The 14,377-nt window shown below is 46.6% G+C and carries 14 protein-coding genes; all 14 read left to right on the forward strand.

The features are described from left to right. The first annotated feature begins 88 nt into the window (after positions 1 to 88). On the forward strand, positions 89 to 2,776 hold the full coding sequence (locus tag NOM90_RS14890; protein WP_255942999.1) for a stalk domain-containing protein: 2,688 nt from the start codon (positions 89 to 91) through the stop codon (positions 2,774 to 2,776). A 72-nt stretch (positions 2,777 to 2,848) separates the two neighbouring features. After that, positions 2,849 to 4,051, forward strand: a complete 1,203-nt coding sequence (locus NOM90_RS14895) for a sensor histidine kinase (protein ID WP_255943061.1) — start codon at positions 2,849 to 2,851, stop codon at positions 4,049 to 4,051. After that, positions 4,017 to 4,742, forward strand: coding sequence for a response regulator (locus NOM90_RS14900; RefSeq protein ID WP_255943000.1), 726 nt, complete (start codon positions 4,017 to 4,019; stop codon positions 4,740 to 4,742). The genes NOM90_RS14895 and NOM90_RS14900 overlap by 35 nt, the downstream gene beginning before the upstream one ends. A 156-nt stretch (positions 4,743 to 4,898) precedes the next feature. Then, positions 4,899 to 6,881: an ATP-dependent helicase ComFA gene (locus tag NOM90_RS14905; RefSeq protein WP_255943002.1), complete on the forward strand. Its 1,983-nt coding sequence runs from the start codon at positions 4,899 to 4,901 to the stop codon at positions 6,879 to 6,881. Further along, positions 6,878 to 7,678: a ComFC family protein gene (locus tag NOM90_RS14910; RefSeq protein ID WP_255943003.1), complete on the forward strand. Its 801-nt coding sequence runs from the start codon at positions 6,878 to 6,880 to the stop codon at positions 7,676 to 7,678. The genes NOM90_RS14905 and NOM90_RS14910 overlap by 4 nt, the downstream gene beginning before the upstream one ends. Before the next feature lie 137 nt (positions 7,679 to 7,815). Continuing rightward, a complete protein-coding gene (locus tag NOM90_RS14915; RefSeq protein ID WP_255943004.1) occupies positions 7,816 to 8,220 on the forward strand; it encodes a TIGR03826 family flagellar region protein in 405 nt (134 codons plus the stop codon). Positions 8,221 to 8,413: 193 nt separating this feature from the next. After that, the gene (gene flgM / locus NOM90_RS14920; RefSeq protein ID WP_255943005.1) at positions 8,414 to 8,686 is read left to right on the forward strand and encodes a flagellar biosynthesis anti-sigma factor FlgM; all 273 of its coding nucleotides are present in this window, start codon (positions 8,414 to 8,416) and stop codon (positions 8,684 to 8,686) included. Positions 8,687 to 8,793: 107 nt separating this feature from the next. Further along, positions 8,794 to 9,294 carry a flagellar protein FlgN gene (locus tag NOM90_RS14925; protein ID WP_255943006.1) on the forward strand — a complete coding sequence of 167 codons (501 nt, stop codon included), beginning with the start codon at positions 8,794 to 8,796 and terminating at the stop codon, positions 9,292 to 9,294. Positions 9,295 to 9,315: 21 nt separating this feature from the next. Then, positions 9,316 to 10,908: a flagellar hook-associated protein FlgK gene (gene flgK, locus NOM90_RS14930; protein WP_255943008.1), complete on the forward strand. Its 1,593-nt coding sequence runs from the start codon at positions 9,316 to 9,318 to the stop codon at positions 10,906 to 10,908. A gap of 21 nt (positions 10,909 to 10,929) precedes the next feature. After that, entirely contained in the window at positions 10,930 to 11,835 is a 906-nt protein-coding gene (gene flgL / locus NOM90_RS14935; RefSeq protein WP_255943010.1) for a flagellar hook-associated protein FlgL, read from the forward strand. Between the two features lie 105 nt (positions 11,836 to 11,940). Then, complete coding sequence (fliW, locus tag NOM90_RS14940) at positions 11,941 to 12,387, forward strand: flagellar assembly protein FliW (RefSeq protein WP_255943012.1); 447 nt, start codon at positions 11,941 to 11,943, stop codon at positions 12,385 to 12,387. Further along, positions 12,387 to 12,608, forward strand: coding sequence for a carbon storage regulator CsrA (gene csrA, locus NOM90_RS14945; RefSeq protein WP_255943013.1), 222 nt, complete (start codon positions 12,387 to 12,389; stop codon positions 12,606 to 12,608). Before fliW ends, csrA begins: the two co-directional genes overlap by 1 nt. A 127-nt stretch (positions 12,609 to 12,735) precedes the next feature. Further along, positions 12,736 to 13,503 carry a flagellin N-terminal helical domain-containing protein gene (locus tag NOM90_RS14950; RefSeq protein ID WP_255943015.1) on the forward strand — a complete coding sequence of 256 codons (768 nt, stop codon included), beginning with the start codon at positions 12,736 to 12,738 and terminating at the stop codon, positions 13,501 to 13,503. 178 nt (positions 13,504 to 13,681) lie between these two features. Continuing rightward, positions 13,682 to 14,377 (forward strand): flagellin N-terminal helical domain-containing protein (locus tag NOM90_RS14955; RefSeq protein WP_255943017.1); only part of this gene is annotated, 696 nt, incomplete at its 3' end.

The raw sequence follows: 14,377 nt of genomic DNA on the forward strand, positions 1-14,377 counted from the left end.
ATATACAATAGTGGCGTATAAGGGTCTTGAGCCTGTCAACATACATACGCGAACGAATCTGTACAGATAGGGAGCGAAACCGAACAACATGAACAAACCAGGCAAAAAGATAGGGAAAAAGTGGATGATCGCAGCATTGGCAAGTGCACTGATGGTGCAACCACTTGCCGTACCGGGCTGGGGAGCGTTAACAGGAAGTTCTATCGCTTCAGCAGCGGCAGCCGTGTCGATCAACAAAACGAACGAGGAGATTGTCACATCAGGAGCAAAATTACTTACTTATAAATATTCAGTACCTCGTTCAGGAAAAACGGCAACCGGACTTGCAAGCGTAATTCAGATTGACTTGCAAAACCCGTATGTCAAGCTTGATGTGATGACGGGTACAGGTGGCAAATTTACGACTCGCCAGACCGTTAGCGGCATGGCAAAAGAAACAGGCGCTGTAGCGGGAGTCAACGGAGACTATTACAATACAGCAGCCGAAGGCGCTCCCATGGGCGCGCAAGTATCAGATGGCGTGCTAATGTCCAGCCCGTCGCAGCTGAAAGGCATGTATGCGTTTGGCGTGACCAAAGACCGTAAACCGGTAATCGATCAGTATGATTTTGTCGGTAAAGTCCAAGCACAAGATGGACAATCGCTTGACTTGGCAGGCATTAACCTAGTGTCGTACAGCCCGGAACCGAACGGCGGCTATAGCCACGTCAACGCGATGTTTATCTACACGGACGCGTGGGGAAATGCGGAACGTCCGAAAAACAGTGCGACGATTCCGTCTGAAGCCTTGGTTGAGAACGGTGTAGTCACCAAAGTCTCGTTAAACAAAGCTTTGGATGGAACAGTGCCAAACGGCGCTTATATTTTGCGCGCACACGGAACAGCCGCAACGTATATGAAAGACCATCTCAAAGTCGGAGCTACCGTACAGACCGATTATAGCCTGGTGTCCAAAACAACAGGACAAAAGCTTGATCCGTCTTCGCTTGAAGTGATGATCGGCGGACATACGATTCTCGTCGATAACGGTAAAGCAGCTTCGTTTTCACGTAACGTCGATTCGATTGGCGGTTATCGTGCGCGTACAGCGCTAGGTTATTCTCAAAGTGGTCGGTATGCGTATATCGTCACGATCCAAGATAACGCGGATAGCAGCGGAATGTCGTTATCCGAGCTGCAAGGGTTCATGACGAGCTTGGGCATCTGGAAAGGGATGAATCTGGACGGCGGCGGTTCCACGACGATGGTATCGCGTCCGCTCGGCGAATCGCAAGCACAGTTAACGTTTACGACAGAATACGGCGGCCAGACGCAGCGCAGCGTTGTAAACGGGCTTGGCGTGTACACGACAGCTCCGGCAGGAAAACTCAAAGGATTTGCGATCAGCGGGAAAAAGCAATTGTTGATCGGTGAATCGGCAACTTATAGCGTAAAAGGGTATGATACCTACTATAATCCGATGACGGCATCGAGCATCAATCCGTCTTGGAAATCAAGCAATGCAAACGTTACGGTGAGCGGTAACACGTTTACAGCCAAAAAAGCGGGAACCGCGACGCTTACGGCTACAAGTAACGGTGTAAGTTCGACGCAGCAAGTTGAAGTGCTGGGCGCTGATTCGTTGTCCGCGCTGAACTTGGGCGCGGCATCGGCAGGGCTCAAAGCGGGAAGCAGCATTGCTTTGCCCGTGACTGCAACGTTGAAATCCGGTAGCACGGTAAGCATCGATCCATCTGCACTGAGCTGGGAGTTTGTCGGCTTCAAAGGCAACGTCAAAGACGGAGCATTGAATATTACGTCGGTGAACAGCGGAGTGAAAGTCGGGTACGCGATCGCGAGCTACGAAGGCTTCAAATCGATGATTACTCTAGCTGACGTGCAAGAAACAAATTGGGAAAACTTCGAAAATGTGAGTTACGGATTGACCTTTACAGGCAGCCCTTCGAGCGTAACCGGAAAAGTTCAAATCAAGCCGGGAACAGGTTCGCATTCGAATTCAAAAGTTCTTCGCCTAGATTATGATACAACTGCGGGAACAGGCAACAAATACGGGTATATAAATGTAAACGGATCAGCAGGCAAAGACTTGCCGACCGGAGCAACTTCTTTGAGCGTAGATGTATTGGGAGATAACAGCTTTAATTGGCTCCGTGCCGAGGTTGTAGGCGCAGATGGCAAGACCGTCTATGTCGATCTGGCGAAGAGCCTGAATTTCAGCGGTTGGAAAACGTTGAACGTTAACTTGAATCAATATGGGACGATCTCGTATCCAGCTAAACTTAAACGCATTTATGTTGTAAACTTAGCAGAAGGACAAGACGAACGTGCAGCTAGCGGCTATGTCGAATTGGATAATATCAAAACGACAGCACCTGCTGCTTCAGGATCGTTCGGACTTCCGACAAGTGTAAGTGCCCAGATGACCGTAGGTTCCAAAACGTTGCTGACGAACGGTAAGGCAAGTACGATGGACGTATCACCTGTCGTTCGCGGCGGTGTAACGTATTTGCCGGTCAAGTATATTACCGACTCGTTTGGCGGAACGTCGGCTTGGGAGTCCAAAACGTCTTCGATTTCCATTTTACGCGGGAATAAATTTCTTGTATTAAATTTGAACAAAAAGGACTATATTCTAAATGGAAAACGCAAAACTTCCGACGCAGCGACGATCAGTGTATCAAACAGGACTTTAGTCCCTGTAAGATTGGTTTCCGAGCAGCTTGGATTGCGTGTAAAATGGGAACAGAAAACGAAGACTGTGACGATCGAGTCGTGATACGATAGGTTCTGAACGATCACCAATGCAAGAGTAAGGTGAACGACGGAGAGAATGGAGTCGATTTTGCCCGTGGATTTCCAAGCGGATGCTTTGAACCGAGTCATCAAAAATACGATCCAAGTCGTTGAAGACAGTAAGTATCAAATTTTCGAGATATTGGACCAGTCCCGTGCCGAACTCAACGCACTCACCGAAGAACTGCAAAAGGTTATTAAGGAAACTTCGGATACTGCCGATCTAGTCGACGATCTCGAAGGTAAATTCCGTCTTTCCCGTATCCGGCTTACAGAAGTGAGTCGGGATTTCGTAAAATATACGGAGAGTGATATTCGGCAGGCTTATGAACGAGCGACGCAATTTCAACTGGAGCTTTCGGTTTACCGGGAAAAAGAAGCTTATTTGCGAGCACGCCGAGACGAGCTTCATCTTCGAGTGCGCAATGCAACAAATTCGATAGAACGCGCGGAGACGTTAGGTTCGCAAATGAGTGTAGTCACCGAATATTTGTCCGGCGGAGAAGTCGGGCAAGCGACCAAAATGTTGGAATCTGCGAAAACTCGTCAAATGGTCGGCTTGAAGATCATTCTAGCTCAGGAAGAAGAACGCAAGCGCATTTCCAGAGAAATTCATGACGGTCCGGCGCAACTAATGGCTAATATGGCGCTCCGGACCGAAATCGTCGAACGCATGTTGGGGAAACAAGAGTATGGCAGGGTTCAAGAAGAAGTGGCGGATCTCAAAAAGCAGGTTCGATTTAGCTTGGAAGAGATCCGCAAAGTCATTTTCAACCTTCGCCCTATGGCGCTTGACGACCTCGGATTGATTCCGACGCTTCGCAAGTACACGCGCGACTACGAAGACAAGAACCGGATTCGCACCGTATTCGAGACGAGAGGCAAAGAGTATCGGCTTTCTTCGGCTATGGAAGCGGCGGTCTTCCGTTTGATTCAGGAAGCGCTAACCAATGCAGCCAAGCACGGAGATCCGACTCATGTCGTCGTCGAGATCGCCTACCAGACACAGCTTGTCAAAATCTCGATTCGAGATAATGGACGCGGCTTTAATATGGACATCTTGGAAGAAAAGGCGAACCAGCATGCGCACTTCGGGTTGATTGGAATGCGGGAAAGAGTCGAGCTGCTTGAGGGACGAATGGAGATCGAATCAGCCGAGAATCAAGGAACCAAAATCGTGATCCATATCCCGACGAATGTAGAAAATGGAAAGGGGTATGAAGATGGAGAGCATGAACTCGGAACAAACTATAATTAAAGTGCTGTTGGCTGACGATCACCAATTGTTCCGTGAGGGATTGAAAAGGATTTTAAACATGGAGGATGACATCGAAGTCATCGGGGAGTGTAGCGACGGCATTCAAGTGCTGGAGTTTTGCAATACATATAACCCCGACGTGATTCTGATGGACATCAACATGCCCAATGAAAACGGTGTAGAAGCAACCGCAAAGCTTCGCGAGATTTTCCCGGATATCAAAGTGATCATGTTATCGATTCACGATGATGAAAGCTATGTCTTCGAGACGCTGCGCAAGGGAGCCAGCGGTTATCTCTTGAAAGACATGGAAGCGGAGTCGCTTATCAATGCGATTCGCAGCGTAGCGGCAGGGCACGCGTATATTCATCCAAAAGTGACAGGGAAACTGATTCAACAACTTCAGCGTATGACGTTCGTTAACGAGCGCGGCGCGATGTTCGAAGGCGTTCAAGACGAAGAAGCTGGCGTGAAGTTTATCGGTGGCGAAGACAATCCGCTGACGCGCCGCGAAGCCGAAGTTCTGCGCTTGATGTCGGAAGGCAAAAGCAATAAAGCCATTGGCGAGTTTTTGTTCATCAGTGAAAAAACGGTCAAAAACCATGTCAGTAGCATCCTGCAAAAAATGGAAGTCGAAGACCGCACGCAAGCAGTTATTAATGCCATTAAAATGGGCTGGGTTACGCTGTAAACGAACTTTCATTTTACGAACGAAAGTAGGGAATTGATACTCCGTTTTTTCAAACTGCATACTCTAGGAATGAAGCACACTCCTTATACGCTCCCAAGAGCGTAAAGGGTGTGCTTTTTTGTGATCTTTTTTCAAAAAAATGGAGGAGGATGCCAAATGAAAGTGAACCTGTATGTCATGGGCAACAGTCAGGGAGTAAAACTGTATCTGTCGCTGGATTTGCAAATCGATCAATTATGGTGGAACAAGCAGCTTCACAGCCAAAATGACACCGATCCTTTTTATTTTCGTCAGATTGCATATAAGATGCCGCTCCAGTGGGCGATTCATTTGCAGAAAGTTGCTCTTAAACCAGCTTGTCTGAGATGGACATCATCTTCTTGGCAGCATTATTTGGGTTCCCATCTTCTGTCTGTTTATGGATCAACTTACGGGGCTAATCTACACCATGTGCTGCATTCTTCGATGGTACCTGACGATGCCGCTCAACTGTTAACTTTAAACGGTATTCATTCTGGGCAAGATTCATTTTGGGCATCTCAATATGCGGCAGCCCAGCAGTTAGCATTATTCATGCAAGGCAGATCTCTCCTAAGCGGAGAAGTTGAAGCGTTGTTCAAAGAAAACATCCGAGCATCCGATCAGACATGGAAAAGCGTCATTCAGTTCTGTTATTTGGAAAAGTGGGTGAAGCTTCATCACGGCGTGCATCTTGCACGTGGCAAAAAAGGTTCGCCTCGATGTGCACGTTGCGGAAGTGTGAGTGAAGTGACCTCTTGTCGTTCATGTGGCGTGTGGGATTGTGCATCTTGTCGGTCTTGTCAGACGCTTGGGCGAAGTCGTTCTTGCGAACTTCTTGTGCAAGGGATTCCGCAGCCAAGCTCCCAGTCTCCTTTTGCGCAAACCTTATTATCGAGTCCCAATCATCAATCTGAGATCGATCTTACACATTGGAACTTAAGCCCGGCGCAGTTGACGGCATCGCAGCAAGCGATTGGATTTTTACAAGCCTCGGTCTCACTCAAGTTGCAAAGGATAAGGTTCGATTTTTTCGGGGCGAAGCTTCGTGATTTGACGGGACGGTCGAACTCTGAATCCGATACGACGCATTACGCGGCTGCGGATCCGGGTCGTCGATTTTTGCTTTGGGCGGTTACGGGAGCCGGGAAAACCGAAATGTTGTTTCCTTTAATTGAGCAAGTTCGGAGCCGTGGCGGGCTTGTCGCTGTTGCTACTCCTCGGCGTGATGTCGTGCTAGAGCTTGCTCCGCGTCTACGCAAAGCTTTCCCGAATGAGACGGTTGTCGCGCTGTATGGAGGAAGCGAAGAACGGTGGAGCCGAGGAAGTATTACCCTTGCGACCACCCATCAACTGCTTCGTTTTGCTCATGCGTTTGATCTGGTTGTGATCGATGAGCTGGACGCGTTTCCTTTTCACGGAGACCCGATGCTTGCGTACGCCGCCGAACGTTGCCGCGCCGAGCTCGGGAAAATGATCTATTTGTCCGCTACTCCGCCTAAAAAGCTTCAATCTCTCGTTCGAATCGGTAAACTGGCTTGTGCGAAAGTTCCGGTGCGGTATCATCGGCATCCTTTGCCTGTTCCGAAATTGCTTGCAATCAAGCCGCTGAGTCAATGTATCGAGAAAAATGAATGGCCGCAAGAACTTCTTCAACATTGGAAGCAGTCTTTGGAGCGAGGAGCGCAGCTTTTTATTTTTGTGCCGAAAATTGCGTTAGCAGAACCGTTGGCGAAAAGTCTGCGGATTCTTTTTCCGAATGTAGCGGTAGGCGCGACTTCTTCGCAAGACGAAGAACGTGGAAGCAAAGTCTCGTCTTTTCGGATCGCAGACTTACGTATACTCGTAACGACCACCATTTTGGAAAGAGGGGTAACGATTCCGCGCAGCGATGTGTATATTTTGGGAGCCGACAGTGGATTATTCGACGAAGCTTCTTTGGTGCAGATGGCAGGTCGCGCGGGGCGTTCGGCAAGTGATCCATCGGGCAAAGTGATTTTCGCAGCCATGCAAAAAACGAAAGCTCAAGTTGGTGCTTGTCGTCAGATTCGCCGAATGAACAAGTTGGCGATCCCTTTTTTACTTCCGCAATATGACCGCAGGAGGAGGAATCTACAATGAAAATAGAAAAATGGCTCCGCGCACTGTTGGTTTCCCATCGTCAATCTTGCATCGCTTGCGGGCAGAGTAAGCCGGTTGGCATGATGTTGCCGTCTTTATGCGAAGCTTGCAGCAGCCAAGTACCGTGGATCGTACGCCCGAGCTGCCTGCGTTGCGGACGCGCGGAAGCTTGTGTGGACTGTGTGAGAGCGGCAGAAAAAAGTAGAGCTTTTGCGCTTAATCGGAGCGCGGTCGTATATAACGCGGTTATTCGAGAATGGTTGTCCAAGTATAAATACGGCGGCGAACAGCGTTGGACAGAACCTTTTTCACTGATGTTAGAACAAGCGTACCGCCGAATGGCTATCGAACTATCGCAAGCCGGTCGAAAAAAATGGAGTGCCGACCTCGTTACGTGGGTTCCGGTCAGTGAGCAGCGCTTAGAAGAACGGGGATTCAATCAAGCCGAAGAACTTGCGCGTCGTTTGTCAAAACGTCTTGGGCTGCCGGCTTATGATTTGCTAACACGTCATGTGCATACGGATAAACAAAGCTTTAAAAGTCGCGCCGAACGATTGCATAATCTGGATGGTGCTTTTTCGCTACTTCCTAATTTAAACCCGGGGGCTTTTAAAAAATGGGACTCTATAGGAAGTGTAAAACGCCCCGGTAGGTCTTTTCCTATTTCGCTCCTGCTTATCGATGATATTTATACAACAGGAACGACAGCTTCGATCTGCGCAGATGTGCTAAAAAAACTAGAAAGCGTTATCGAAAGACCGATCATCATCTATAGTTTGACGTTGACCCGTTCATAAAAGCGCTTGTAATGTATCGATTTTCCGTTAATAATGAAAGAAGTAAGCGAAATCTTTATCCAATAAGAAAAATATCCGATATATATAGGGTATGCGGCTTTTCAACATGGTGACGAACAAGAAGGAGGCGCCTTACGATGAATTTGGCGAACTGTCCGCGCTGCGGCAAGGTTTTTGTAATGAATTTTAAAGGGATTTGCGCAAACTGCTCGAAAGATATTGAGAACGAGTATGAAGCGTGCGTTAAATATTTACGGGATAATAAAGGGGCAAGCATGCAGGAGTTGTCGGAAGCGACAGAGGTAAGCGTGCGCCAAATCACTACGTTTATCCGCGAAGGACGTATCTCGACGGATAGCGCGCCTAACTTGAGTTATGCCTGCGAAGTGTGCGGAACCTTTATCCATGAAGGGAATATGTGCGATTCTTGCCGCTCCAAGCTTGCCGGAGACCTACGCCAAGCTGCAAAAGAAACGCCTCAAGCGCAGCAGAAGAATTCGGGCGGTGCTTACAAAACGGTCGATCGTCTCAGAAACGACTAAAAAATCCGTGTCCGACTACCCAGCAATAGGAACAAGGAAACAGAAATAGTCCAAATTTACGCTTGACAATTTAAAAAAAATATTTAAATAGCTCTAAACTATGTTTGGATAGGAGCCGATAAACTTATTATAAGCTTATCGGCTCTTTTAATTAGACGGCGAAAACACATACCTTTAGGAGGTTGAATATATTATGAAAATTAACGATACTTCGAGAATTGGTGCAGTTAACCCTTACCAACGTACACAGGAAGCTCAACGTACCGAAGAAACGAAGAAAGCAGCTCGCAAAGACGAAGTGACGATTTCGACGGAGGCGATGGAAATGCTCAAAGCGGCAAATAAACCAGCAGACAGCGAACGCGCTGCACGTATCCAAGATCTGAAGCAACAAGTATCTGCTGGAACTTATTCTGTCGATTCAAATAAAATTGCCGAAAAGCTCTTACCATATCTTGCGGAATAACCGATAAAGGTTATAACGGAATGGGGGACTTTTTCAGAAACCCGGTTAATCCGGCGTTTTTGGGGAAGTCCTCTTTTTAAAATAATCGGAAAGAAAGGTGAACGATCTTGGCACTGAAGCCGTTGATCGGGCAGCTGGAGCAGCTGAACCGTTCCCATCTTGAAATGATCGAAATCGCGGAAATGAAAAAGGATGCCGTTATCAAAAACGAGATCGATGTATTTATCGCTACGATGAATCGCGAATCCAAACTATTGAAGCGGATCCAGACCGAAGACGAGCTGCGTAACGAATTAGCTTACGCTTTTATGCAAGAACGCGGAATCAAATCCCGGTTGAAGTTGACGATTGCCGAAATTTCCAGGCTTGTCTTTGATCCGGACGAGAAGAAGGAACTGCTGGACGTGCATGCTCGCCTTTCAAATACACTTATGCAGCTTAAGCAAATTAATGATATCAATCGCCAGCTGATCGAGCAGGCTTTATCTTTTATTAATTTTTCAATGGAACTTATGTCACATCGTCCCGAACAGGAAGTAACTTACCAGCATCCGGCATCCCAGGGGTATGGCTACGGCAACTCCGGTATGTTCGATAGACGCGGTTAACAGAGTAAAGGAGAAAAACCTATGACATCGACATTCCATTCTTTGGAGACAGCAAAACGAAGCTTATACACCCAAACGACCGCGCTGAGTACTACAGGGCATAACATTGCGAATGCCAACACAGATGGTTATTCCCGCCAAGTCGTCAAAATGAAAGCAACGAGTGCTTTCGAAGTGCCGGGTCTGCGTAACTGGGTTAGTGCCGGACAACTGGGTAGCGGCGTAGAAGTCACTTCGATCTCGCGAGTGCGCGATTCGTATTTGGATGATCAGTTTCGTAATGAAAATAGTGGATTTGGTTCGTGGAGTGTTCGTCAAGAGACACTTAGCAAACTTGAAGCTATCGTAAATGAACCTTCTTCAACAGGTTTAAGTACAGTCATGAATAATTTTTGGTCGTCTTGGTCTGATTTCAGTAAAGATCCTCAAGACATTACGAACCGTAAGATTATAAAAGAAACAACACTTGCCATGACGGATTCTTTGAATCAGACAGCAAAGCAACTCGATTCGATGACGACAGATATTACAGCTAACATCAATCTCAAAGCAACTGAAATCAATTCGTTGCTGCAGACGATCGCGGATCTGAATTCAGGTATCAATAAAGTTGAAAGAATGGGCAACAATGCGAACGACTTGAGCGATCAGCGGGATTACGCGGTCGATCAGCTATCTAAAATTGCGAACGTTACCGTAACGAAGCTTGATACGGGTTATCAAGTGAATTTGGGAGGCGCTATTGCGGTAAATGGTACTACGGTGACTCCGGTGACTGAAGCGAGTTTGAAGGCAGCTTATGATGGAGGAACGCTCAACAAAGGCGAAGTGCACGGAATGTTTATTTCTCGCGATAATTATGTTGTCGATTACAGAAATCAGCTGAATACATTAGCGAACACATTGGCAAACGGAGAGTTTGAACTGACGCTTCCGGCAGGCAGTGTACTTCCAGATGGAACTACGCTTAGCGTAGTCAATGCTGACGGTACGGAAACAAGTACAACTTTTTCAAATGCGACAGGAAACCGTACACTGACTAGTGATACAAAAGTGAAAGTGGACGGAATCAACGGTCTAATGAAAATTGGATATACGGTTGACGGAACAACGCCAAGTGCAGGAGTGGATTTGTTCACTTCGGGCAGTGGCGGGGAAGCTATCACAGCGGGAAACATCACATTGAATTCGCAAATCCAAAACAACCCTAACTTGATTGCATCTTCTTTCCGAGTGACGGGTGCAGGTACGACGGGAGAGACGGTTGTTAAAGGCAACGCAGGTGTGGCTTTGATTATGGCAGACATGAAAAGCACGCGTTTCGATTTTGGTTCTGCAGCTTCAGCACCTGTTACGATCGATGACTACTTCAGTTCGATTACAGGTCAACTTGGTGTACAGTCGCAAGAAGCTTCTCGTCAAACTCAAAATGCTACAGATTTGTCAGGTCAGGTTGAAACGCTGCGTCAATCGGTGAGCGGAGTATCGTTAGACGAGGAAATGACGAATTTGGTGAAATTCCAACAAGCTTATAATGCGAGTGCAAGATTCATGACAACTTTTGACGAAATGCTCGATAAACTCATCAACGGCACCGGTACGGTCGGCCGCTAAGTTTAGGGGAGGAATATTAAGATGACCATTCGGATGACATCCAATATGATGAGTTCTACGCTTCTTGGGAACTTGAATCGAAATTTATATAAGATGGACAATATGGAACAGCAGATTTCATCGGGGCGTAAGATCAATAAGCCGTCCGACGACCCTGTTGGCGTAACTTACGCGCTTCGTTACCGTTCGCAACTTGCGGGCAACGAACAGTTTCAGCGTGCAACAGATACGGCGCAGAGTTGGTTAGACGAAACAGATAGCCAGATGGGCAGTGCGGGCGATGTCATGACACGCTTGAAAGAATTAATGGTACAAAGTAGCACTGGCACATATTCGGATTCGGATATGCAATCGGCTGCTAACGAAGTAGAACAACTGAAAAAACAGCTGGTCGATATCGGTAACAGCAAACTGGGTGGCAAATTTATTTTTAACGGTCAAGAATACGGAACGATGCCTTATCCGACTGCACCTGGAACAGACTACTCGCAGGTACAAACGGATAATACAGCTGTTAAGTACGTGATTGGCGAGAATATTCAGTTCCAAATCAATACGACAGGTAACGAATTTTTTGGAATGGCAGGCGATTCGGATAACGTATTTGGAGTTATGGATCGTGTGATTAGCGCGATGAGAAGCGGTAACTCTAATGGAATCAGTGCCGAAATGGGAGATGTAGAATCTCGCACGAACAAAATGATTTCTTCTCGTTCTGAAGTGGGTGCTCGTACGAATCGTGTAGAATTGGTCAATAACCGTTTGCTTGATCAAGAAATGAATACCACAACGCTATTGGCGAAAACAGAAGACTTGGATGTAGCAGAAGCCTTAATCAAAGCGACCAGTGCGCAAACTGTATACGAAGCGGCATTGAAATCTTCTGCAAATATTATGAAGACTTCTTTGATCGATTTCATGCGTTGATTTTTAAAGGTTAATCTGGATTTATTGAAATTCAAGAGTCAAACAGATAATCTGAAGCTACGGACGAGTTTCCGTAGCTTTTTTAAATCCTTAAGGAGGATCGACATGATACAAATTCAATCTGTCCATTTGGGCGAACTGACAGTAGGGGAAGAAGACCTGATCAAGTTTCCCAAAGGTATCCCTGGATTCGAAGAAATTACGGACTATGTGTTGTGCGATGTGGATGACAAGTATAGTTATTTGCAAGCGGTCAATGAAGGGGAAGTTGCTTTCATCGTAACGAATCCATTTGAACATTTTACTGATTATGAATTTGAATTGTCAGAAGACCTGATCGAAGAACTTCAATTGTCTGAAGAGAAAGGGATTGCTGTACGTTGCATCGTGACTTGGAACAGCGATCCGTCGCGAGTAACTGCAAACCTACTGGCTCCGCTGATTTTCAATATTTCAGATCGAATTGGAAAACAAATCGTTCTGCAAAACACTTCTTATCAAACGAAGCAGCTGCTAAACGCTTCAATTTCTAAGGAAAGCGGTGAGTCTTAATGTTAGTCCTTTCAAGAAAAAAAGGAGAATCGATTATGATCGGGGACGATATCGAACTAACCGTTCTTTCTGTAGAAGGAGATACGATCAAGCTCGGCATCAAAGCGCCTAAACAAATCGATATTATACGCAAAGAAATTTTGGTTTCTGTACAGGAAAATAATCAAAGTGCAGTTATAGATCCCAAGCAAATTTTGGACATGCTCAAGAAAAATTCGTAGCAATCTAGTTAAAAGTGTAAAAAAAAGCGGTTCAAAGACGATATAGATAATAGGGCAGGAAAATCGAAGACGAACCAAGCCAACCACAAGGATGTGGGAATCAACCAATTCAGGGAGGAAACAACCAATGATTATCAATCACAACTTGCAAGCCGTAAACACACACCGCAACATGGGACTGAACAGTGCCGCAGCAAGCAAAAACATGGAGAAATTGTCTTCGGGTCTTCGCATCAACCGTGCAGCTGACGACGCAGCGGGCTTGTCGATCTCCGAAAAAATGCGTGGACAAATCCGTGGTCTGGAACAAGCACAACGCAACGTTCAAGACGGTATTTCGTTCGCACAAACAGCAGAGGGCGCGATGAACGAAGTGAGTGCCATGCTGACACGCATGAAAGAGCTTAACGTACAGAAAGAAAACGGCACATACAGTGCAGGAGATAAGTCGAACATCAGTGCTGAATTGAATCAATTGGGTTCGCAGATCGATGCGATCATGACGAACACGAAGTTCAACGGAATCGCGATCACTTCCGACGTAGCGGTACAAGCAGACGATAGCTCGTTCCAAATCACGATTACTGGTGTAAGCACAACTAACTTTAATGGTTTAAGTTCCGGTACTTCGCTTTCGAGCATTACGACAGCAATCGAAACAGTAGCGAAAGAACGTTCGACTCTGGGTGCAGTACAAAACCGTCTGGAATACACATCGAACAACTTGGGAACAACTGTAGAAAACCTGACAGCAGCAGAATCGCGTATCCGCGATACGGATATGGCGAAAGAAATGGTTGCCCTGTCGAAAAACAACATCTTGCTGCAAGCATCGCAATCGATGTTGTCGCAAGCGAACCAATCGCCACAAGGCGTACTGTCCCTGCTTCGTTAAGTTTCATTTTCTTGAAAAGTCTGCTTTCGGGCAGACTTTTTTTCTTTGCTATTTTTCGGTAAATCTATTCAAACTTAAGCTTCGAACGACGATATAGATAACAGGGCAGGAAAGTCAAAGACGAACCAAGCCAACCACAAGGATGTGGGAATCAACCAATTCAGGGAGGAAACAACTAATGATTATCAATCACAACTTGCAAGCCGTAAACACACACCGCAACATGGGACTGAACAGTGCCGCAGCAAGCAAAAACATGGAGAAATTGTCTTCGGGTCTTCGCATCAACCGTGCAGCTGACGACGCAGCGGGCCTGTCGATCTCCGAAAAAATGCGTGGACAAATCCGCGGTCTGGAACAAGCACAACGCAACGTTCAAGACGGTATTTCGTTCGCACAAACAGCAGAAGGCGCGATGAACGAAGTGAGTGCCATGCTGACCCGCATGAAAGAACTGAACGTACAGAAAGAAAACGGCACATACAGTGCAGGCGATAAGTCGAACATCAACTCGGAGTTGACTCAACTGGGCGAACAAATCGACGACATCATGACGAACACGAAGTTCAACGGAATCGCGATCACGTCGACTGTAGCGGTACAAGCAGACGATAGCTCGTTCCAAATTTCGATTACGGGTGTAAGCAGAAGTGGATTCAGTGGTTTGACTTCGACGACTTCACTGACGGAGATCACAACAGCTATCGAAAATGTAGCGAAAGAACGTTCGAGTCTGGGTGCGGTACAAAACCGTCTGGAATACACATCGAACAACTTGGGAACGACTGTAGAAAACTTGACAGCAGCAGAATCGCGTATCCGCGATACGGATATGGCGAAAGAAATGGTTGCCCTGTCGAAAAACAACATCTTG

It is taken from the genome of Saccharibacillus sp. JS10 (genome assembly GCF_024436065.1).
GTDB lineage: Bacteria > Bacillota > Bacilli > Paenibacillales > Paenibacillaceae > Saccharibacillus.